The organism is Pseudomonas sp. Xaverov 83 (assembly GCF_019352905.1).
Classification (GTDB): Bacteria; Pseudomonadota; Gammaproteobacteria; order Pseudomonadales; family Pseudomonadaceae; genus Aquipseudomonas; species Aquipseudomonas yamanorum.
The window spans coordinates 115,282-137,638 of the sequence record NZ_JAAAFU010000038.1; the positions used below are offsets into that span (position 1 = coordinate 115,282).

13 protein-coding genes, 1 rRNA gene and 1 pseudogene are annotated in these 22,357 nt (G+C 58.9%); 11 read left to right on the plus strand and 4 right to left on the minus strand.

Features of this window, described 5'->3' with window-relative positions:
* Positions 1–4,309 (plus strand): annotated as a pseudogene (locus tag K0H47_RS31120) (LapA family giant adhesin); the annotation flags it as partial.
* A gap of 148 nt (positions 4,310–4,457) precedes the next feature.
* Complete coding sequence (locus tag K0H47_RS13940; RefSeq protein ID WP_017478018.1) at positions 4,458–4,796, plus strand: hypothetical protein; 339 nt, start codon at positions 4,458–4,460, stop codon at positions 4,794–4,796.
* Between the two features lie 42 nt (positions 4,797–4,838).
* On the opposite strand, the gene lapD is transcribed toward K0H47_RS13940, so the two are convergent.
* Positions 4,839–6,785, minus strand: a complete 1,947-nt coding sequence (lapD, locus tag K0H47_RS13945) for a cyclic di-GMP receptor LapD (RefSeq protein ID WP_063033674.1) — start codon at positions 6,783–6,785, stop codon at positions 4,839–4,841.
* Positions 6,786–6,799: 14 nt separating this feature from the next.
* Positions 6,800–7,492 carry a cysteine protease LapG gene (gene lapG / locus K0H47_RS13950; RefSeq protein ID WP_026078039.1) on the minus strand — a complete coding sequence of 231 codons (693 nt, stop codon included), beginning with the start codon at positions 7,490–7,492 and terminating at the stop codon, positions 6,800–6,802.
* A gap of 268 nt (positions 7,493–7,760) precedes the next feature.
* Here lapG and K0H47_RS13955 point away from each other — a divergent pair, with 268 nt between their 5' ends.
* From K0H47_RS13955 to K0H47_RS13975, 5 genes are all read left to right on the plus strand, one after another.
* Positions 7,761–8,471 carry a GntR family transcriptional regulator gene (locus tag K0H47_RS13955; protein WP_017478015.1) on the plus strand — a complete coding sequence of 237 codons (711 nt, stop codon included), beginning with the start codon at positions 7,761–7,763 and terminating at the stop codon, positions 8,469–8,471.
* 503 nt (positions 8,472–8,974) lie between these two features.
* Positions 8,975–9,739: a DUF3050 domain-containing protein gene (locus K0H47_RS13960; RefSeq protein ID WP_063033675.1), complete on the plus strand. Its 765-nt coding sequence runs from the start codon at positions 8,975–8,977 to the stop codon at positions 9,737–9,739.
* Positions 9,736–10,683, plus strand: coding sequence for a diiron oxygenase (locus tag K0H47_RS13965; protein ID WP_093203180.1), 948 nt, complete (start codon positions 9,736–9,738; stop codon positions 10,681–10,683). Before K0H47_RS13960 ends, K0H47_RS13965 begins: the two co-directional genes overlap by 4 nt.
* Complete coding sequence (locus tag K0H47_RS13970; RefSeq protein ID WP_219272949.1) at positions 10,680–14,090, plus strand: amino acid adenylation domain-containing protein; 3,411 nt, start codon at positions 10,680–10,682, stop codon at positions 14,088–14,090. Before K0H47_RS13965 ends, K0H47_RS13970 begins: the two co-directional genes overlap by 4 nt.
* Positions 14,087–14,536: an SRPBCC family protein gene (locus K0H47_RS13975; protein WP_219272951.1), complete on the plus strand. Its 450-nt coding sequence runs from the start codon at positions 14,087–14,089 to the stop codon at positions 14,534–14,536. The genes K0H47_RS13970 and K0H47_RS13975 overlap by 4 nt, the downstream gene beginning before the upstream one ends.
* 113 nt (positions 14,537–14,649) lie before the next feature.
* Here K0H47_RS13975 and K0H47_RS13980 read toward each other — a convergent pair whose 3' ends face one another.
* Complete coding sequence (locus tag K0H47_RS13980) at positions 14,650–16,530, minus strand: methyl-accepting chemotaxis protein (protein WP_219272952.1); 1,881 nt, start codon at positions 16,528–16,530, stop codon at positions 14,650–14,652.
* A 278-nt stretch (positions 16,531–16,808) separates the two neighbouring features.
* Between K0H47_RS13980 and K0H47_RS13985 the strand changes: the two genes are divergently transcribed.
* The 4 genes from K0H47_RS13985 (at position 16,809) to K0H47_RS14000 (ending at position 22,134) form a co-directional block, all read left to right on the plus strand.
* Positions 16,809–17,309: a sigma-70 family RNA polymerase sigma factor gene (locus K0H47_RS13985; RefSeq protein ID WP_093203194.1), complete on the plus strand. Its 501-nt coding sequence runs from the start codon at positions 16,809–16,811 to the stop codon at positions 17,307–17,309.
* Positions 17,306–18,289, plus strand: a complete 984-nt coding sequence (locus K0H47_RS13990; protein WP_307877327.1) for a FecR family protein — start codon at positions 17,306–17,308, stop codon at positions 18,287–18,289. Before K0H47_RS13985 ends, K0H47_RS13990 begins: the two co-directional genes overlap by 4 nt.
* A gap of 105 nt (positions 18,290–18,394) precedes the next feature.
* Complete coding sequence (locus K0H47_RS13995) at positions 18,395–20,887, plus strand: TonB-dependent siderophore receptor (protein ID WP_177027609.1); 2,493 nt, start codon at positions 18,395–18,397, stop codon at positions 20,885–20,887.
* A gap of 71 nt (positions 20,888–20,958) precedes the next feature.
* Complete coding sequence (locus K0H47_RS14000) at positions 20,959–22,134, plus strand: PepSY domain-containing protein (protein WP_177027610.1); 1,176 nt, start codon at positions 20,959–20,961, stop codon at positions 22,132–22,134.
* An 81-nt stretch (positions 22,135–22,215) separates the two neighbouring features.
* On the opposite strand, the gene rrf is transcribed toward K0H47_RS14000, so the two are convergent.
* Positions 22,216–22,331 (minus strand): 5S ribosomal RNA (gene rrf / locus K0H47_RS14005).
* Between the last annotated feature and the right edge of the window lie 26 nt (positions 22,332–22,357).

A 22,357-nucleotide genomic window follows, 5' to 3' on the forward strand; every position in this document is an offset into this window, starting at 1 on the left:
TCAGATCACCTACACCGCGACTTTGAGCAACGTCGCTCACGCCCCGGTGACCGTGGCCTTGTCCAACGGCCAGGTGATCACTATCGATTCCGGTAAAACCACCGGCACCGTGGTCTTCCAGACTCCGGCTAACGACGTCTACAACAACGGTTCCACCGTCAGCACGACTATCACCACAGCCACTGGCGGCAACTTCGAGAAACTGGTTCCGGATAACACCAACCCGCCGACCACTGTCATTTCGGATTCGATCGACACCACCACCGTTACCCTGTCGACGGCCAACACCGCGATCACTGAAGGCGGCCAGATCACCTACACCGCGACCTTGAGCAACGTCGCTCACGCCCCGGTGACCGTGACCCTGTCCAACGGCCAAGTGATCACCATTGATTCCGGCAAAACCACCGGCACTGTGGTCTTCCAGACCCCACCCAACGACGTCTACAACAACGGCTCAACCGTTAGCACGACCATCACAACGGCCACTGGCGGCAACTTCGAGAAACTGGTTCCGGATAACAGCCATCCCGCTGTCACCACCATCACTGACTCGATCGACACCACCACGATCAGCATCACTGGCGATGCTTCGGTGAACGAGGGCCAGACAGCCCACTACACCCTCACGCTGAGCAACCCGGCGGCCACTGACGTGACCGTCACGCTGAAATACAGCGGTACGGCCACCGACGGTTCGGACTTCAACGGCGTCTACACCGTGAAGATCCCAGCTGGCGCCAGCAGTGCAACCTTCAACGTGAACACCCTTGACGACAAGCTGACCGAGCCTACCGAAACGCTGGTGATCACCATCGACAAGACTTCCGGTGGCAACTTCGAGAAGCTGGCGATCAGCGGCACCAATGGCAGCATCAGCACCAATATCATCGATAACGACGCCCCGCCGGTCATCGACCTGGACGCCAACAATTCCAGCGGCGCCACCGGTGCGGATTACAAGGTGACGTTCACCGAGGGCACCACCGGGCCGGGTGTGTCGATTGCTGACACCGACATCAAGATTACCGACCCGGACAGCACGATGCTGACCGGCGCCACCGTCACCCTGACCAACGCGCAAGTGGGCGACGCGCTGAACCTGGGCAATAGCGTCAACGGCATCACGATCAACTCCAACAACCAGACGGGCACCATCACCCTGACGCTGTCGGGCACCGCGACGCTGGCCGATTACATGACGCGGATCCAGAACATCACGTTCACCAACAACAGCCATGACCCGAGCACCACGCCGCGGATCATTACCGTGACGGTGACCGATGGCGGTAACTACTCCAACGTTGCCACCGCCACTGTCAACGTGGTGGCCGTCAACGATGCGCCGGTCGCCACCGGCAGCGCCGTCACGGGTACCGAAGACACGCCGCTGGCCCTGGCCTGGTCGAACTTCGGCGTGACTGACGTCGACTCGCCACAAGCGAGCCTCGGGGTGAAAATCACCGAGCTGCCGGTCGCTGGCAAATTGCAGTTCCTGGCAGCGGACGGGGTGACCTGGTCCAACGTCACCAGCGGCCAGACCTTTACCAAGGCCCAGATCGACGCCGGCCAATTGCGCTTTACGCCCAATGCCAACGAGTCCGGAACCGATGGTTACGGCGGTACTGGCATCGGCAATAAACAGGCTGACTATGCGCAGTTCAAATTCCAGCCAACCGATGGCAAGGATCTGGGCACTGCCGCGACAGTGAAAGTCGATATCACCCCTGTGGCCGATGCACCGAACCTGACGGTGGCAGACAACGCCGTGAACTCCGTGGGCCTGACCAAGCAAAGCTGGAACAGCATTGCGAACCTGGGCACCAGCGGCAACGGCGCTGCACCGGCAGACCTGAAAAACGCGATTGATAACGCCGGCACGCCGAACACCAGCACCACCGTGACCACTGTCGTGTCTGAAGCGAACGTTGCGGGGGGCTCTGGCTCCAAGACTTCCGGCCTGATCTACATGGAAGCCGGGAAGAGCTACACCTTCAGCGGCACCGGCGATGACAGCCTGGTGGTCAACGTTGGCGGCAAAGACGTAGCGAGCGCGCTGTGGGGCACCAACAGCGGCAAGTTCAGCGGCTCGATCACCCCGACCGTCAGCGGCTACTACAGCATCGAGATCTACCACGCCAACCAGTCCGGACCTGGCAGCTATAACGTCAACGTGCAAATCGGCAACGGTGCGGTCCAGCCCCTGAACACCAGCGGCATACCGCTCTACACCGGCGTCAGCGACCTGATCAATGCCGGCGTAACGCTGTCCGACCTGCACGGCAGCAACGGCGACGGTTACTACACCGGCTACAAGCTCAACGAAGGCCTGGAGAACGGCTCGGTGCACCTGTCCAAGGTCACTACCAGCCTGACCGATACCGACGGTTCGGAAAGCCTGAGCGTGAAGATCAGCGGGATTCCGGCGGGCTCGGTACTCACCGATGGTGCCGGGCATACCTATAGCGCCGGCGCGAGCACAGGTGAAGTGAACGTAACGGGCTGGGACTTGAGCACCCTGACCATCAAGCCACCGACCTACTACAGCGGCCAGTTCAACCTGACGGTGACCTCGACCTCGACTGAAAGCCTGGGCGGCTCGGCCGTTACCACCGCGCAGTTGCCGGTCACGATTTACCCGGCGAACTACAACTCGATCACCGCAACGTCGGGCAGCGACAACATCACCGGCACCGATGGCAATGACATCGTGGTCGCGGACATCGGTGGCCTGAACGTGGTGCAAGGCAAGAACTACAACATCGCGTTCATGGTCGACAGCTCCGGCAGCATGAGCACCGATTCGGTCAACGCGGCCAAGGCGTCGCTGACCTCGGTGTTCAGCTCACTGAAAAACAGCCTCGGCGCCAACACATCGGGCACCGTGAATATCTTCGTGGCGGACTTCGATACCCAGGTCAATAAATCGGTGGCGATTAACCTGAACGATCCAAACGCGCTGGCGATACTCAAGGGCGTGCTGGATTCGATGGTCTCCGGTGGCGGCACCAACTATGAAGATGTGTTCAAGGCCACCGCCAACTTCTTCCAGAGCAGCCTGGCGACCGGTAATACCGGCGCGACCAACCTGACTTACTTCATCACTGACGGCCAGCCGACGTACTTCCAGAACGGCGAACAAACCAATCCGGTGGTCACCGACTTCTACAACTACAACACCACCGATGGCCGGCTGGATGACTACATCAACACCAACAACTATCAGTTGGGCAACGCGTTCTCGATCACCGTCGGCAGCAGCAAGCTGCAACTGATCGACAGCGCCGGTCAGGTTCACAAGTGGATGCAGAACTGGAACGGCAGCTGGTACGACAGCGGCGTCATCGGCACCGTGCATGCCCAAGGCGACGGCACCTATGAGGTCTCGTACCTGGACGGCAGCGGTAGCAGCACCAGCTCTGCGACCACCAGCAATGCCGGCAGCGGCTTTGCACTGCTCAGCGGCCTGTCCAGTGTGGAGGCGATTGGCATCAACAGTGGGGTCAGCCTCAACGACCTCAAACCGTACGACTCGGACGGCAAGCCACAGAGCAATATCGATCCGAAGGACTTGGCCAACGCTATCCTGGGCCACACCGAGGCGACCTTGCCGGGCTCTGACACCATCAACGGGGGCGATGGCAATGACATCATCTTCGGTGACCTGGTGAGCTTCAGCGGGATCACCGGCGAGGGCTACAACGCGCTGCAGGCCTTCGTCGCACAGAAAACCGGGATGGCCGTCACGGCCGTCACCACGTCGAACGTGCATCAGTACGTGACCGAACACTACGCCGACTTTGATGTGTCCGGCGCCAAGGACGGGAACGACACGCTGCTGGGCGGCGCTGGCGACGACATCCTGTTCGGTCAGGGCGGCAACGACTACCTCGATGGTGGCAAGGGCAATGACATCCTGCTGGGCGGCACCGGCAATGACACGTTGATCGGCGGTCCGGGCAACGACATCCTGGTGGGGGGTGCCGGTGCTGATTTGTTCGTGTGGAAGGCTGGCGACTTGGGCAACGACGTGATCAAGGACTTCAAGGCCGCGGACGGTGACCGGATTGACCTGCGGGATCTGTTGAAAGGTGAGAGCGACAGCACCATCGACAACTACCTCAAGATCACCACAGTGGAAGGCGTCTCGACGCTGCAAGTCAGTACCGAAGGTAACCTGAACAAGGCCGGCGGCCTGGCCAACGCGGATGTCACCATCAAGCTGGAAGGCAACGACTGGTCCCACACCAGCATCAACTCGCTGATCAGCGGTGCCGACCCGACCATCAAGATCGATCACACCGCCTAAGCCTGCGTTCATCGGCCGCCCAAGCGGCGGCCGATGTACATTAACGGCTCGTCACTGGCTCTGTGGGACGGTTGCACCGCATACTCGCGCCCATTACCCACCGTTAGCCTGCGTTGATGGCTGCGGGCTTCATTGCTGAGGGATTGTTATGTTTTATGTGCAACGTGATGCCCACGGCGGGCTGATTCGCGTAGAGGCCGCGGCCTTCGCCGAGTCAACGGAAACGCTGCCGGCCGATCACCATGAGATTCAGGCGTGGTATGCCAACACGCTCGTAGAGACCAGCCTGAATCAGCTCAAGCAAAGCGACCTGGAGATGATTCGGGTTCTGGATGACTTGATCCAGGTGTTGACCAGCAAGGGCGTGATTCGCGTCACCGACCTGCCGCCGGCGGCCCAGGCCAAACTGTTGGATCGCAACCAGGCGCGGGAAGCACTCGGCGGGCTGAACAGCTTGATCAACGATGAAGAAACCGGGCTGATCTGAGGCCCCATACAGTAGCCGCTGCCTCAGCAGCGGCGACTCGCATTACTTCCAGGGCGCCGGCTCGCCAAACAACTGCCCCTGCACGCCGAAAATACCCATCGCGCTGATCACCGCCAACTCACCCTCAGTCTCCACACGCTCAGCGATCAGTGGCAGGTCAATGCTGTGTGCGGCACGCTGGATGGCTTCGATAAACAGGCGTTTGTCGCTCTCTTTGTCTATGTCGCGAATGTAGCTGCCGTCAATCTTCAGGTAGGCCAGGCCCAGGCGCGCCAGGTTGCCGATCATGCTGAAGCGCCCGCCGAAACGCTGCAGGCTCAAGGAGAAATTGAGCTCGCGCAGGCGGTGGGTCAATTGCTCAAGCACCGCTTGTTCCGGCAGTTGCTCTTCGCCGATTTCCAGGGTCAGCCGTGGGCCAAGATTGGAGTGTTGGCGCAATAACTCGAACACTCGATTCAGGGCTTGAGGGTCGGCAAAGGTCGCGGCCGACAGGTTCAGCGCGAGGGATTCGGTGTGGCCGGCCATCTGCTTGAACACCAGCTCCAGCATCATGCGGTCAAGGCGCGCCGACCAGCCGAAGCGCTCAAGCCATGGCAGGAAGCGCCCCGCCGCAATCGTCTGCCCTTGGTCGTCCTGCAGGCGTGACAGCACTTTGTAGTGCAGCACCATCTGCGGGTCGTGGCTGGCAACCACCGGCTGGAAATACAGCTGAAAACGTTGCTCGGTCAACGCACGGTCGAGCAAGGTATGCCAGGCATGATGGTCATCGCCAACACTGACCGTCGCGCTATGGTCCAGGCACACCCAACCGGTGTCCCCCTGGGTCTCCGCCTGGGCCAGGGCCTGGTCGGCCAGTGTCAGCACAGCTTGCGGTGCGTCGCCATGGTTGAACGGTGCCAGGCCGATGTAAGCGACCGGCGTGACATCGCTGGCACCCGTGGCTTGCAGGCTAAGCAGGACGTTTTCCAGGTTTTGCGCCAGCTGCAACGCCTCTTCGCGAACCAGCCCCGGCGCCAGCACGGCAAACTCGCCGCCGCGGATCCGGGTGACCAGGTTGTGGGTTTCCGGGTACGGCTCGCACTGACGCAACAATTGCTCGCCCACCGCCTGCAGCAATTGGTCGGTGCGCTGGCCGCCCAGGCGCTGGTTGAGCCCGGCCAGGTCCTTGACCCGCAGAAGCAGCAAATAACCGGAGTTGGTCTCCTCCGGATTACTCACCCGGGCGTTGAGCTGCATCTCGAAATAGCGCCGGTTAGCCAAGCCGGTGAGGTTGTCCTGGTATGACTCGACCCGCAGCCTTTCACTGCGCTCGGCCTGCTCCTGAAACAGCGCCTTGAGCTTCTCCACCATCTGGTTCATCGCCTGCACCACACGACGTAACTCCGGGGTGCGCGGCAGTTCGGGCAAGCTCAAGAATTCCCGGCGGGCAATCGCATGGGACTGTTTGACCATGTAGTCCAAGGGCTTCAATTGTCGGCGCAGTAACAGGGCTCCCAGCACAGCGCTGACAGCGCCACACAGCAACAGCCAGCCAAGGCTGCCAAGCGCGCTTCGCCAGAGCTTGGCCAGGGCGAACATCGGATGGCTGACCACCTCGACCCGTGCCGCCTGCTCCCAGCCACGGTTGACCAGGGCGTCGCCACCCGCCGGCTCCAGGCCGATCAGGTTGACGAACCATTTGGGCACGCCATCGCTGTCGGGGGTACCGTTGCGTTCGACAATGACCTGGTCATTCTTCAGGTCCACCACGCGGATGCTGGCGTAGTAGCCGCTGTCGAAGATCGAGCTGACCAGCAACTCCACCATCGCCGGGTCATCAATGTTGGGGGTCAGCGACAGCGCCAATGCGGTCGCGGCGTCCTGCGCATGGGAGCGCAACTGGTTGACATATTGGGTGCGCGAGCTTTCCAGGCTCACCATGAAGCTGCCGCTGAAGGCGACCACCAAAAACAGACAGATAGCGATCAAAAGCTGTTTGAACAGAGACATCTGTACAGGTACTCCTAGTTGGCAGGCTCGGCTGGAAAGCCTTCCGCACGCATTTTTTTCAACACATCCTGCCAGCGTGACAAGCGTTTAGTGTCACCGACTTTTTTGTCGCCCTTGGCGCCCGGCAACCATAAGCCTTCAGCATTGAAGGAATAGACAGGCAGCAAGTCGGTACGCTGGCTTGCGGGCTGGATTTCATCGGTCAGGCTGTCGAGCACCAGCGGCATCGCGTCCGGCGTCGAGTAATAGGTCAAGACCATGTGGGCGCGATTCTGACGCAACGCCTTGACGTAGGTAATGCGCAATTTGTCGCTGGCGACGCCCAGATGACGCAAGCTGAAATACTTGGCGATTGCATAGTCTTCGCAATCCCCGGCGCCCTTCCACAGGGCTTCGATAGGGGTTTCCCAATAGTCCACCTGATGCCACAGGTCGATGTCTTCCACATAATGCATTTGCTTGTTGAAGAACAGGTTGACTACCTTAAGCTGCTCCTGCTCGCTGACTTGCTTCTGCGTCGCCAACAACCGTTGCCAGGCGTCAATGCGCTGTTGCCCTTCTCCCAACGGGCCGTACAGTGCCGTCGCTTTGCGGCTGATCTGGGAGAAATCCCAATCGGCATGCAACCCGCCAGGCAATAAGCCAGCCAGCAGCAGCACCGAAAAAAGCCAGCGCAGGACCCAAGGGGGAATAAAACGTACCGCCAAAGCGTTCAATCCGTAGAAGAAGACGGAGTAGCGTTGGATGGTGAAGGTTCGAATGGTAAAAAACAATGGCACGGTGCAATCACCGCAACAGCGCCCACTTTTCCATCGCGACCGTAAGACGCAGCAAGCAAGAAATGTGGGTCAAAAAGCAGCATTGTTGAGTCGCTTACAAGCCGAAACCTTGCCTGTTTGACAAGCTTGTGGACAAACTCTAGTGTGCATTGGATCCAATTAGCCACCTTACCCTGAAAAGGAGGATAGCGTAGTCGTGACGCAGAAGCCGAACCCTTTGAGCAGCATCCAGATCAGCGGGCCCATCCCCGCCCATCTCGCTCGCTCCGTGATTGAAGAAACATTGCGCAACGCCATCCTGGATGGCCGCTTGCCCTGCGGCACCGCCATGCGCCAACAGGAACTGGCCAGTTTGTTCGGCGTTAGCCGGATGCCGGTGCGCGAGGCACTGCGTCAACTGGAAGCCCAGTCACTGCTGCATGTGGTCACCCACAAAGGCGCGGTGGTGGCGCCGCTGATTGAAGACCATTCGGCAGAAACCTATGCGCTGCGCATCCTCCTGGAGTCCGAAGCGCTGCGCTTGTCGATTCCCCTGCTCACGCCCGATGACATTGCTCAGGCTGGCGCCTTCATTGATGCGCTGGAACGAGAAAGTGACTACACCGAAATCGGCCGCCTCAATCGCCTGTTTCACATGGCGCTATATGGCAAGGCAGGCAATCAGCGGCTGCTCAAGCTGGTTGAGCACGGCTTGAATGAAGAGGAGCGTTTCCTGCGCTTCAACCTCGAAGCCATGGGCCTGGGCAAGACATCCCAGGAAGACCACCGGGAACTGCTGGATTTGGTGGCGAAAAAGAAGATCGAGGAAAGCATCCTGACGTTGCGTAACCACCTCACCCGCGGCATGGAGGTGATTACGGGTTACCTCAGGAGTCTTGAGCAGAGCGACGATAAAACCTCGCTGTGAATACCTCAGGGAACTGAACCTCCCCCTTCGACCACATAGCGCTGCGAAGTCACTTGGGTCGGGGGAGCTCAGTGCATCACGGCGGAGAAGTTCTTGCCCGGCGAAACATCAGTTAAACATAACTACTCCAGCTTAATATTTAATACCCAAGGAAACTTCCCACACCCCATAGAACATACTAACTACAGCAACACATTTATTTGCAAACTCTTATAAAACTAAAAATCGCTGAACACTCAATCAGACTATTGTTTTTTATTACCCAAACTCCAAATCTCCCAAACCAATAGCGTGAACTCGTGCTCGGGCGTCACTGTGAGTGGCGTTCCTTTAAATAAAGCCTTGTGTTTTGTCACCGCGTGCGACTTTTTGAATAACGGCGCCAGCCTCAAGCATGGTTAGTCCGCTATCAAGGCATCCGCGCGCGTGAAAACCAATGTTTATTTGTCGCTGAAGCAAAACGCTTTTATCAGGGAAAAGATAACGACTTATAGGCATCGACCATGTTCCAACACTCACAGCTGCTTAAACGAAAGCAGCAGCAGTTGCACAGCCATCCATTATTCGTACAAATAAATACGCTGCAAAAGCTGCAGTTCTTTATGGAAAACCACGTGTTCGCCGTTTGGGACTTCATGACACTGACCAAGCGCCTGCAACATGACCTCACGGGTATGCGCCTGCCCTGGTTACCGCCAACGGACCCACAAGCGGCTCGCCTGATCAATGAAATCGTACTGGGCGAAGAGTCGGACGCGTACCCCGGCCACGGACATGGCAGCCACTTCGAGCTATACCTGGAGGCCATGCGTGAAGTCGGCGCGAATACGGCGACCATAGAGCGGTTCGTCAGCCTGCAACGTGACGGCAACGACGCAGAAACGGCCCTGCAAAAAATCGATATTCATCCTGTCGTGACCCGGTTCGTCAGAAGCACGCTGCAGGTTGCCCTGAACGCGCCGACTCACTGCGTAGCGGCAGCCTTTCTGCACGGCCGCGAGAGCGTCATCCCGACCATGTTCAAACGCATCCTGGAGAGCTGCGAGATAGCTCACCGCCAGGCACCGACCTTCTGCTACTACCTCAAGCGCCACATGGAAATCGACGCCGAAGAGCACGGCCCGGCGGCGGCGCAATTACTGCAACGCCTTATCCTCGCCGACCCGAGTCGCGAGCAGCAAGCCAACAGTAGCGCCCTCGGCGCTGTGGAAAGCCGCCTGGCCTTTTGGGACGGGTTGTACCTGCTTCTGTTGGAGGTGAGCGCATGAACCCTGCCGACTACCGCTCATTTGCCGACGACTGGGAGCGTCGCGCGACTATCCGCACGCGCCCGCGCCGCTTGCTGGAAAATGACCACAAGCTGATCTATCCCTTGAGCCGGCAACCCTTGGTGCTGAGCGCGACCTTTGTCGATCACTGCCCACAGCACCGGGATTTTGTCTTGTTGCAAACGTTCTACAAATTCATCAACGACGTGGTGATCTTTGAAACCGAGATCGTCGACAAGACCGCACGCAGCATTGCCAAGAATCGCTTTTCAGTGCCCTTCCCGCTCGCCTGTCGCTACGACGCCATGACCGTAGTGGTGGATGAGGATTACCACGCCCTCGTCGCCCTCGATTTCATGCAACAGACCGTCGAGATGACCGGCATCCCGGCCCTGGATCTGCCTGGGCAAATCGAGCTGAGCCGCGCCTTGCCTGCCGCGCTGGCGCTGGCTCCCGAGCACCTGCGGGATGCCGTGGAACTGATCGCGGTGGCCATCGCCGAGAACACGGTGACTCATGAAGTGGCGGCGTTTTCCAAGGACGACAGTGTCAAGCAATCCATCCGTGGATTGATGGCCGACCACTTGTGTGACGAGGGCCGTCATGCGGTTTTCTGGACGCGTCTGGTGCGTATTTATTGGCAATCTGCAAACGCTTTGGATCGCGACTGCATCGCCCAGATCCTGCCCGTGTTTCTCCAGCATTACTTGACCCACGACCTGCAGAAAATCTTCGACCTGCAATTGATCGAGCACCTGGATGTCAGCGACGGCACGCGCTCCGCGCTACGCGCTGAAGTGCAGGCGATGGGCTTTCCCATTACCCGCCAGCACCCACTGATGGGCAATATCATGGGGTTCCTGAATCACAGCGGCCTGCTGCAAACGCCGAGCGTGGTTCAGGCGTTGGATGCCTTTCTTCCGGTATCAGGAGGGCACCCATGAGGCACCTGAAGATTGGGCTGACGGGCTCCAGTGCGGCGTTGAATGAAATCAGCAAGACTCTGGAGCAATACGGTCATGGGTGGGTGCGACCACAGGATGTAACCCACGTCGACCTGTTGATTGATGACGGTAGCGAGGAGGTTCCGCCAGACCTGACTTGCACAGCCTTGATGAGCCTGCGCCTGGGTATGGGAGCGTTGACCGACTACGGGCTGCCGATCCTGCAGTTCAGGTGTTACGGCCGCTCACGGCGACTTGTGGCAACCCTGGACGTTGCCGGCGAAGCCTATGGGAATGGTCAACGATTGCGTCAACAGGCGGTCAGCGACCTGGTGGAATGGGTGGCCCAGCAAGTGAGTGGGTTCTCCCGGGACCCGGACCATTTCTCGCAGACGGCCGTCGCCTCCGATGATCCGGAACACGGCCTGCAAGCGCTCGCATCGCTGGCGTACCTGCATCGCTTTAATCTGACAGCTGATTTGGCGCTGCGGCAACACGCCCAGGTGCCAATGATCGAGCGACTGGAAAACAGTCTTCAAACCTTCTCCGAGCGGCCGGCGCTGAATATTGCAGGCAACGTGCTGAGTTATCGACAGTTGCATCGCAAGAGCCTGGCTATCCAGCAACGTCTTTGGCCTCTGCTTGGACGCCACGACACACCTCCGGTGATCGGTGTCTGCCTGGGCAAGTCTCCAGAGCTGTATGCCAGCATCCTCGCGGTGCTGGCCTGTGGCGCGGTGTACTTGCCCCTGGAGCCAGGCCACCCGCTGCAACGCCAGCAAGTCCTGCTGGAAGCCGCCGGCGTCGCGATGCTGCTGGATGACGGCAAGTCTCCACTGCGGGACGTTTTTTCTGCATTGGATGTGAGTAATCTCGACACCCCCGACAACCCGCCGCTAATGCGCCAGCGCCCATCCATGGACGCCCCCTGCATGGTGCTCTACACCTCGGGCACCACCGGCCAGCCCAAGGGCGTGCTGCTCAGCCAGCACAATCTGGCGCATTTCACCGCGTGGTTCGGTGGCCATGTACAACTGAGCGAACACAGCCGGGTTTTGCAGTTCTCGCCCTTGAGTTTTGACTCTTCGCTGATTGATATTTTCCCGAGCCTGATCGCGGGCGCCGAGTTGATCGTGCCCAGTGAGGACCAGCGACGCGACCCGCTGCAACTGGTGGAGTTGCTCCGCCAAGAGCGCATCACCCACGCCTTCCTGCCGCCGGCGCTGCTGAGCATCCTGCCGCTGGATCAACCCTTGGGTCTGGCCCATGTGATCACCGGCGGGGACGTATGCGAACCCTATGTCATCGAGCAGTTGTCCGGGCAGTGTCGCCTGCACAACTTCTACGGGCCCACCGAAGCCACCGTGCTGGCGACCCACCGCACGTTGCTGCCAGGCGACAGTAACCGCAACCTCGGCACCCCCATCGCCAACAGCCAGGTACTGATCCTCGATGGGCAACTGCAACCGGTGGATGAACAGGTGATGGGCGAGCTGTACATCGTCGGCCCTGGCGTCAGCTTGGGTTACCTCAACCAGCCGGCGCAGACCGCGGAACATTTCGTAGAGCTGGAATTGCCCGACGGCCAGACCTTAAGGGCCTACCGCAGCGGCGATCTGGCGAAATGGACGGAAAGCGGCATCGAACTGGGCGGGCGCCGAGATCAGCAAGTGAAGATCCGAGGCTTCCGGGTCGAACCGCAAGAGATCGAACATTGCCTGCGCAGCAGTCAGCTGTTTCGCCAAGTGGCGGTGGTGATTGATCGTGACCGGCGAATCCTGGCCTTTGTCGCTCAGCCCGAAACACCAGACGCCCTGGATGCACTGAAGCAGCATGCCCGACAAACACTGCCGGACTATCTGCGGCCGACCCTGTGCACGGAGCTTGCGCGCATGCCATGCACCCACAATGGAAAGGTCGACCGCCAGGCATTGCTTGCGCTAACGACGCAACCGCTGCCGGCCATCAATCACAGCGAATCGTACACTCCGATGCAAGTGCAGTTGCTCAACCTGTGGAGCGAGTTGCTCGGCGTGCCAGTCACGCAGCTGTCGACGGACGACAGCTTCTTCAATCTTGGCGGCCATTCCATCCTCCTGTCGACGATGCTGCTGCGTATCCGCGAGCAATTCGGGCGCAGCCTCTCCCTTAGCCGTTTTTTTGAGACTCCCACCGTCCGCACCCTCGCCACGCTGATGGGTGACGATGCACCACCCGAAGCACCGACCGGCCAGGCAACCCGGGATGCGCTGCGTGAGCTGCATTGGCAGACACTGCCAGCGGACCGGGCGGGCGAACGTCGTAAAGTGATCGTGACCGGGGCCAACAGTTTTCTCGGGGTGCATATCGTCGAGGCGTTACTGGCCGAGGGCGCACTTGAAGTGGCGTGCCTGGTGCGCGAGCACCCCGGACATTCAGCGACCGAGAGGTTTGCCGAGGCGCTGCGCGAGTACCGCCTGGAACACCTGGACCTGAGCCGGGTGCGGGTGTATGCCGCCGACATCAGTCAGCCGCGCCTTGGCTTGGCCAGCGAGGCGTATGAGTACCTCGCCGGGGCGTTCGGCGTGTTGGTGCACAACGCCGCCCACGTCAATCACGTGATGGACTACGCCACGCTGGCCAAGGACAACGTCGAACCGGTGCTGGAATGCCTGCGCCTGTGTGAAACCCGGTGCAAGAAGGTCTTCAATTTTATCTCGACGTTGTCGGCGGCCAGTAGCATCGACGCCCAAGGCCAGGTGCTCGAGACGCTCGCCGCCAGCACCCCGCCGCTCTACATACAGAATGGCTACAACCTGTCCAAATGGGTCGCGGAACGCTTGCTGGGGCGCGCTGCCGAGCAAGGTGCCTGGGTCAATATCCATCGCCCCGGGAACATCAGTTTCAACAGCCGCAGCGGTGTCTGCGAGCCACAGAAAAATCGCCTGATGTTGATGCTCAAAGGCTCACTCCAACTGGGCCTGATGCCTCGCCTCAAGCTGAATTTTGACCTGATGCCCGTAGATTTTCTTGCCCGGTTTGTTGCGTTCCACAGTGGCCGCTGTGGTGATGGAGGGACCGTGTTCAACCTGCACAACCCGCAGCCCTTGAGCTGGGAATCCTACGTCGACGCCTTTCGCCAGGCAGGCCATGCATTCGAACTGGTGAGCGTCGCCCACTGGCAACGTCACCTGCACACGGTGGACAGTCGCAATGCGCTGTTCGGCGTACTGGGTTTCTACCTCAATGGTATGGGCGAGGATATCGGCGATACATCAATGATCCGGCATGACAACGCACGACGTGGCGTCGAGCAGATGGGCACGCACTACCCCGAAAAAAATCCGGCGCTGTTACGCATGGGCTGCGAGTACCTCAAGCGCATCGGCTTCCTGCCATCAAGCTCTCAACTGGAGGAAACCCTATGAAACCCGATACGTTGATTCGCAACCCTTGCGGCAAGCCTGTGGTGTCTTCAGTGACGGTTGCCTGTGATGCCGCCCGTGCGTGGGCGGTAGTCGGTGACTTTGCTGGCTTTGATAGATTTATCCCGGCCTTGTCCCACATCGAAATGACCGGTGCAGGCACGGGATCGCTGCGCAAGAAATGCTTCCACGATGGAAATCTGGTGGTGGAACAACTCATCAGCCGTGATGAGCAGGCCATGCAGATGACCTGGACAACGATTTACAACACTTTGGGCGTGGCACGGCTGTGGGCAGCCATGGACGTCGAACCACTGGAAGCGGGCTGTTCACGGGTGACCTGGACGATCATCGCCGAGCCGGTTGAACCGGGTGTGGAAGGGTTTGCGCCGTTTGTACAGGCATTCGCCGACAGCGCGCTGGAGAATGTGCGAGCGATGTTTGGCTAAACCTGTAGAAGCGAGCTTGCTCGCGAAAAACGAATAGGCGAAACGGGCTATCTGGTAGCGCTGCGTTAGCGTTGACGTTCTTCGCGAGCAAGCTCGCTCCTACAGGTTAATCATCAGATTTTGAAACTGTCGACCAACTGCTTCAGCCGGTTGGCCTGTTGAGACAACGCGTCGCAATCCTTCAAGGTTTCGTTGAGGTTGGCCACGCCTTGCTGATTCAGCAGGTTGATCTGGTTGATATCGACATTGAGAGTTTCCACCACGGCGGTCTGCTCCTCGGTGGCGGCTGCTACCGACTGGTTCATTCCGTCGATCTCGACGATCCGCTGAGTCACGCTGACCAGGCGCTCACCGGCCTGGTTGGCGACCTCGACGCTTTCTTCGCTGGAGGTCTGGCTGGCGTTCATCGTGGTCACGGCCTCACGCGAGCCAATCTGCAGCGAGGTGATCATTTTGTGGATCTCCTCCGCCGACTCCTGGGTGCGGTGCGCCAGGTTGCGGACTTCATCTGCCACCACGGCAAACCCACGCCCAGCTTCACCGGCGCGCGCAGCCTCAATCGCAGCGTTGAGGGCCAGCAAGTTGGTTTGCTGGGAGATGCCTTTGATCACATCCAGGATGTGGCCGATGTTGTCGGTGCTGGCGTTCAGGGTTTCAATCTGAGTGCAGGACAGACTGATTTTTTGCGAAAGCTCCGACATCGCCAGGATGGTTTTCTCCACGACCTTGCGCCCGTCATCAGCCTGCTCGCTGGCACCGCTGGCATGTTGCGAAGCATCAGCGGCGTTGCGCGCGATTTCCTGAGTGGCAGCCCCCAGTTCGTTGATTGCCGCGGCCACGCTGTTGGTGCGGGCGCTTTGCTCGTCGGAGCCGACGATCGATGCGTTGGACGAGGCCATTACGCGCTGGGACAGGTCGTGTACCTGACGGGTGGCCGAGGAAACTTCGGAGATTGACGCGTGAATACGCTCGACGAATTGGTTGAAGGCACTGCCCAAGTCACCGAACTCGTCCTTGCTTTCCACGGTCAGGCGACGGGTCAAGTCACCCTCGCCCTGGGCAATGTCCTGCATGGCGCGACCCATGGTGGTCAGCGGGCGCATCAAGACCTGAATCAGCAGGCTCAGGAACACCGCGATAGCAGCCACTGCAATGAACATGGCGATCAATGCCGAGGTGCGGAACTTGCCCAGCGGTGCGTAGGCTTTGTCTTTGTCGATCGACAGGCCGATGTACCAGTCGGCATTCGGCAACCCGCTGATGGGGGTGAAGGACAGGATCCGTTCCTGGCCATTGAGGACCACTTCCTGGCTGACCTTATCGATGCGTACGTTGGTGCCCGGGTAGATGTCCTTGAGGTTTTTCATCACCTGGTCCTGGTCCGGGCTGACGATCACCTGGCCGTCACCGCTGACCAGGAAGGCATGGCCGATGCCGCCGAAATCCACCGAATTGATGATCTTCACCAGGGTTTGCAGGCTCAGGTCACCGCCAACCACGCCTAGCAGTTCACCATTCTTTTTCACCGGCATCGCGATGGTCACGATCAGCCCACCTACCGCTGCCATATAGGGCGGCGTGAGCATCGTCTTGTCGGCGGCCACCGCTTGTTTGTACCAGGGACGCTGACGCGGGTCGTAGTCATCCGGCATTTTGGCGTCGGGCCGTTGGGTGAACACGCCGTTGGTTGAACCGACGTAGGTGAACTGGAAGTTGGAGGTGAATGCCGACTGGTCGACCAACCCCGGAAGATCGGCAGCGCTGCCCTGGTGGGCCACGTTTTGCGCCAGGCTTTCCAACACCAGTACCCGGCCGCTGAGCCAGTTCTGCACACTGCTGGCGGTCAGCTCACCGGATTGCTGGATGGACGATTCCAGGTTTTGCCGGATGGTGTTGCGCTGCAGGTAGTCGTTGTAGAACGTGAATAACGCGAAGGCCAGAACCACTACGCCTGACGCGGCCAACAGAATTTTATGACTGAACTTGAGATTCATTTCATTGACTTCTTTTTGCCAAAAGGGGGTGAGCGTGCCGGATGCAACATTCCATGTAACGGGATAGGCAGACTCTGCGACTGCTCTATTTCGGTGCACGCATGGCTCGTCAGGCTGTCGGCCAAGTCAGGATAAATCTTAGGAATTTGTGAGAAGCATCTGCTTTTAGCGTCAGAAGCCGACCAGCGGTAGGCCCCTGACGTGAGAGTTGCAAAATTTTTCAGCCTTGTCGACAATGCGACTAATTATCATTTGTGACGCTTTGCCAGGCCGCGTGAATGCCCTCTTCCGAGTACGCAGTACAGACGCTTTACAGCAACCATCATGGCTGGCTGAACACGTGGCTGCGCAGTCGCCTGGGTAATGCAGCAGATGCGGCGGACTTGGCCCAGGACACCTTTGTGCGCCTGCTGCAAAAAACCGAACGCTTCGAGCTCAAAGCTCCTCGGGCCTTCCTGCGCACCATCGCGCGGGGCCTGGTGATCGATCATTGGCGCCGCGAAGAAATCGAGCGTGCGTATCTGGAGTCCATCGCGCATTTGCCCGACGCCTTGGCACCGAGTGCTGAAGAGCGTGCGCTGATTCTGGAATTGCTGGAGTCCGTCGCCCGGCTTCTGGACGGACTCAAGCCCAAGGTGCGCAAGGCGTTTCTACTGGCTCAGTGCGACGGGCTGACATACAAGCAGATTGCGCAGCAGATGGGCGTGTCGTTGCGCTCGGTGGAGCGGTATGTCGCCGAGGCCCTGTATCACTGTTATGTGCTGCGGTATGAGGCATGACCTCGATGGATAACACGGCGCGCTCCGGGCCCGACCCGCAGGTGGTCAAGCAGGCCATCAGCTGGATGCTGCGCTTGCGTAACAATCGCGCGAATGTCCGCCTGAAGGCGCAGTGCGAGCACTGGCGTGAGGCTCATCATGAGCACGAGCTGGCCTGGCAACGCGTGCAGGCGCTGCAGCATGAATTGAGCAGCCAATTGGCGGCGATCCCCGGAGCCCATGTGGCGCTGGAGAACAGTGCCCAGCGCCTTGGTCGTCGGCAAGCGTTGAAGGTGTTGTCCGGTGTTCTGTTGATGGGTTCGGCGGCCTGGCTCAGTCGAGACCTCACCGGCTGGCAGCGCTGGACCTCGGACCTGGCTACCACCACCGGCGAGCGTCGTAGCGTGCAACTACCGGATGGCACACGTCTGCAGCTCAATACCGACAGCGCAGTAGACCTGGACTTCAACCCGCAGCAGCGCCTGATCACGTTGGTACGCGGGGAAATCCTGGTGACCTGTGGCGCTGCGGCGACCACACCGCTGCTGGTTCGCACCCGCCATGGCTTGTTCGAAGGCATAGACGGGCGGTTTGTGGTGCGCCAGGACAGCAATTGCACACGCTTGAGCGTCGCGTCAGGCAACGTGGCGATTCATTCACCGCATACCGCCGACGGCCTATTCACTCAAGTGCATGCAGGAGAAAGCTACCTGGTGCGTCAGAACGAGGCCGTTTTCGCGCCGCCTTCGGATATGGATACCGGGGCCTGGGCGGATGGTTTGATCGTCACCCGCAACATGCGTCTTGCCGATTTTCTGGCGGAGGTGGCGCGCTATCGCCAAGGTTATCTGGGCTGTTCAAGTGATATCGCAGACTTGCGCTTGTCGGGTGTTTTTCGCCTGGAAGACACTAAGAAGCTGTTGGCAATCCTTCCGCAGACGCTGCCCGTGCGTCTGCGCTATCGCACACGCTGGTGGGTGAGCCTGGAACGTCAGGCCTGATTATTTTTGTCGCGCCTGATTTATTTTTGGCGGCTTTTTTCCGTGAGTCCGGCTTAGACAGTAAGCAATTCAATCTGCCTTCAGCGACCTCTACGGATCTCGATAATGACTGTGCGTTTTTTCAGTAACTCACCCTCTTCCTACCCTTTGCTCGGTAAAGCCGTACGTGCAGCGTTGCTGTCGACCACGATAGGCATCGGCTTGCTGCCGGTTGCCGGTGTCGCGGCTAATAGCGGAGTCGAGCGTATCAGCCAGCGCTATGACATCCCTGCAGGCGCGCTGAGCGATGTCCTCAATCAGTTTGCCCGTCAGGCAGGCATCACCCTTTCCAGCACGCCTGTGCAGACTCAGGGCCGCCAGTCTCCCGGACTGCACGGGGAGTACTCTGCCGAACAGGGTTTGAACCAGTTGCTCAACGGGTCAGGATTACAGGCGCAGGCCCAGGACGACGTGAGCTTCGTGTTGCAGGCCCGGCCCGAGAGCGAGGCGCTGACTTTGCCGACCACTGACGTCAAAGGCTTCGCTCTGGGTAATGCCTTGGGCAGCATGGAGGGCTACAACGCAACTCACAGCCAGATCGCCACCAAGACCAGTACCGCGTTGCTGGAAACGTCCCAGACGGTCTCAGTAGTGACCCGCGAGCAGATGGACGACCAAGGCTCGCAAACTGTTGCCCAGGCCATGCGTTACACCCCTGGCGTGCTGACCAACCCATATGGCGCGACTCACCGCTATGACTATGTGGCGATGCGTGGCTTCAACGACGGTTCGGTGGATAACATCTACCTCGACGGTTTGAAATCCATGGGTGACAGCGGCACCTACAGCACCATGCAGGTGGATCCGTATTTCCTTGAGCGCGTGGACATTCTCAAAGGCCCGTCATCGGTACTCTACGGACGCAGCTCGCCGGGTGGGCTGGTGGCGTTGACCAGCAAGAAGCCGTTGTTTGAGCCCTACCATCAGGTACAGGCCACGGTGGGTTCCCAAGGCCAGCGAGGCATGGGGTTCGACTTCAGCGGCCCGGTGGATGACGACAAGCGTATTGCCTATCGACTGACCGGGCTTGCGGACAAGTCCGACACACAATTCGATCATGCCAAGGAAAAACGCTACGCACTGGCACCCACCTTGAGCATCGACTTTACCGATGACACGTCCCTCACACTTCAGGCTTATCTGCAGCATGATCCCGACGGTGGCTACCACGGCGGTATGCCGGCAGATGGCGCGTTGCATCAGCGCAATGGCCAGCGGATCTCCAATCACTTCTTCGAGGGTGAGCCGGACATTGATGGGTACAAGCGGGATCAACAGTCGTTCGGCTACCAATTTGAGCATCGCTTCAATGATGTTTTCACCGCGCGGCAGAACTTTCGGTATCTGGATTCCAAGGTCCGGCTGGACCAGGTGTATGCCTATGGCTGGACCACGCCCACCAGTAATGAGCTGAATCGCTACTATTCAGGCGGTGACGAAAAGCTGCATGCGTTCATCATCGACAACATGCTGCAGGCTGAATTTTTTACCGGTGCGACGAAGCACACGGTGTTGATGGGAGCAGACTATCAACGGCGCAAAACCGTTGTGGACTGGAGCAGCGGCTCTCTTGCGCCGATCAACGCGTTTAATCCAGTGTATGGCAACTCCGAGATCAGCTATTACAGTCCAACCAGTTATCTGCGTCGGCTTGAGCAGACTGGTGTTTACCTGCAGGACCTGATTGAGATGGACAAGTGGCGGTTCTCCCTTGGGCTGCGTCAGGACTGGGTTGAGACCTCCGATGAAAACCGCATTGCTGAAGCGGGACGGCCGCTGGGCACGGAGATCAGTGATAAACGTACCAAGCTGACTGGGCGTGCAGGAGCGCTTTACCTGTTTGATAACGGTCTCGCGCCCTACGTCAGCTATTCCGAGTCCTTCAATCCGAATTCCTATTCGGACAGTGCCGGCAATCCCCTGGCGCCAACCGACGGTACTCAATGGGAAGTCGGCTTGAAATATCAGCCGCCGGGTACCGACAACCTGTTCACCGCTTCGCTGTTCCGTATCGATCAGGAAAACCTGGCGACCAAACTGCCACAGGAAAACTTCTATCGCGCGGTAGGAGCTGTGCGCTCCCAGGGCTTGGAGTTGGAGGCGCATATGCAGCTGACTGACAATCTTAAGTTGCTGGGCAGCTATACCTTCACTGACATCGAATATTCAAAGTCCATGGTCAGCACGTTGAGTACGGCGGACAACGTGATCGAGAACAAGGGAAATTCGCCGACCCAGGCGCCGCGTCATATGGCCTCGGTGTGGGCCGACTACAAATTCGACAGCGGCGCGCTGGATGGCCTGCGACTCGGCGGTGGCGTTCGGTATGTCGGCTACAGCTGGGCGGATGCGGAGAACACCATGAAGGTGCCCGCCTACACGCTGTTTGATGCCTCGATGGGTTATGACCTTGGCAAGGTGGGCTTGAAGGGTGTGGATGTGCGCCTGAATGCCAACAACCTGACGAACGAGTCTTACGTAGCGTCGTGTGCCAGCCTGAACTTCTGCTACTTGGGTGAAGAGCGCAACGTCAGTGCGACGGTGAGCTACCAGTTCTAATTTCTCTCGATTCATCCAAAGCCAGTTCCTGATTCCAGGCGCTGGCTTTGTCGTCTTTGCAGGAAAACTTTATGCGTGCATTGCTGGTTTTATTTCATCGCTACATCGGGTTGGCGACGGCGTTGTTTCTGATGATGGCGGGGATTACGGGAAGCCTGCTGGCGTTCAACCACGAGCTGGATGAATGGCTCAATCCAGGGTTCTATGCAGCAACGGCCAAGGGCCGTGCATTGCCGCCAGGTGAACTGGTGGATACGTTGCAGGGGCAGCATCCCAAGCTGCAAGTCTGGTACATGGAGTATCCACAAGAGAGCGGCGATACGGCTATGTTGGCGGCAGTTGCCAGAAACGATCCGGCGACGGGCAAACCCTTTGATGAACCTAACCAGGTTTTCTATCTCGATCCGGTCAGTGGGGAAGAAATGGGGCGGCGCTTTTGGGGCGCGTGCTGCTTTCAGCGTGAAAATCTCATCCCGTTCATTCTGGAGTTTCACTACAACCTGACACTGCCGGGTAATTGGGGTTTGTGGCTGATGGGGTTGGTGGCGATTGCGTGGGTGTTCGATTGTTTTATCGCGCTGTGGCTGACCCTGCCGAGAGGCAAACCTTTCTGGAAGAAGTGGTCCACGGCTTGGAAGATCAAGGGCGGTCATGCTTACCGGTTGAACTTCGATCTGCATCGGGCAGGTGGGTTGTGGCTTTGGCTGTTGTTGTTGCCGATTGCAGTCAGCAGCGTGGCGATGAATTTGCCGAGTCAGGTGTTCAAGCCTGCGGTGTCGCTGTTCTCACCGGTCGAGGCCAGCGTCTATGAGGCCCGTGGCAGGTTACCGGCCGAACAATTGGGCGTGACCCAACTGAGTTATCAACAGGCCTATGAGCGGGCGCTGGAGGAAGGCAAGCGGCTGGGGCTGACGGCGACGATTGGAGAGCTGTATTACAGCTTTGAGTACAACTTTTATGGGGCTGGTTTTGGGCGACATGATACGGAGGCCCATGGGAAATCCTGGCTGTTTTTCCATGGGACGGATGGGCATTTATTAGGAAAGGAAATAGCAGGGCAAGGCACGTTGGGAGAGCGCTTTTATAGGCTGCAACTACCGATCCATGGGGGCAGGATCATCGGGCTGACGGGGCAGGTGTTGATTGCGCTACTGGGGGTTGTGATCGCGATGTTGTCTGCTACCGGGATCTACATCTGGTGGCGTAAGCTATTGGCCAGACGAAGCGGTAAGGCACGTAAGGGGTGAGCAGGTATGGTTTGTAGTTTACGTGGCCCCTAAACGACAAAACCCCTGTCTGCGTTAGTAGACAGGGGTTTCGGAATTCAATCTTGACGATGACCTACTCTCACATGGGGAAACCCCACACTACCATCGGCGATGCATCGTTTCACTGCTGAGTTCGGGATGGGATCAGGTGGTTCCAATGCTCTATGGTCGTCAAGAAATTCGGGTACTGAGTCGTGACCAG

What these genes read in the sequence shown, in the direction of transcription:
- K0H47_RS13940 (WP_017478018.1), top strand. Translation starts at nt 4,458, where the DNA reads ATGTTTTATGTGCAACGTGATGCCCACGGCGGGCTGATTCGCGTAGAG.
- lapD (WP_063033674.1), bottom strand. Translation starts at nt 6,785, where the DNA reads ATGTCTCTGTTCAAACAGCTTTTGATCGCTATCTGTCTGTTTTTGGTG.
- K0H47_RS13960 (WP_063033675.1), top strand. Translation starts at nt 8,975, where the DNA reads ATGTTCCAACACTCACAGCTGCTTAAACGAAAGCAGCAGCAGTTGCAC.
- K0H47_RS13965 (WP_093203180.1), top strand. Translation starts at nt 9,736, where the DNA reads ATGAACCCTGCCGACTACCGCTCATTTGCCGACGACTGGGAGCGTCGC.
- K0H47_RS13970 (WP_219272949.1), top strand. Translation starts at nt 10,680, where the DNA reads ATGAGGCACCTGAAGATTGGGCTGACGGGCTCCAGTGCGGCGTTGAAT.
- K0H47_RS13975 (WP_219272951.1), top strand. Translation starts at nt 14,087, where the DNA reads ATGAAACCCGATACGTTGATTCGCAACCCTTGCGGCAAGCCTGTGGTG.
- K0H47_RS13980 (WP_219272952.1), bottom strand. Translation starts at nt 16,530, where the DNA reads ATGAATCTCAAGTTCAGTCATAAAATTCTGTTGGCCGCGTCAGGCGTA.
- K0H47_RS13985 (WP_093203194.1), top strand. Translation starts at nt 16,809, where the DNA reads ATGCCCTCTTCCGAGTACGCAGTACAGACGCTTTACAGCAACCATCAT.
- K0H47_RS13990 (WP_307877327.1), top strand. Translation starts at nt 17,306, where the DNA reads ATGACCTCGATGGATAACACGGCGCGCTCCGGGCCCGACCCGCAGGTG.
- K0H47_RS13995 (WP_177027609.1), top strand. Translation starts at nt 18,395, where the DNA reads ATGACTGTGCGTTTTTTCAGTAACTCACCCTCTTCCTACCCTTTGCTC.
- K0H47_RS14000 (WP_177027610.1), top strand. Translation starts at nt 20,959, where the DNA reads ATGCGTGCATTGCTGGTTTTATTTCATCGCTACATCGGGTTGGCGACG.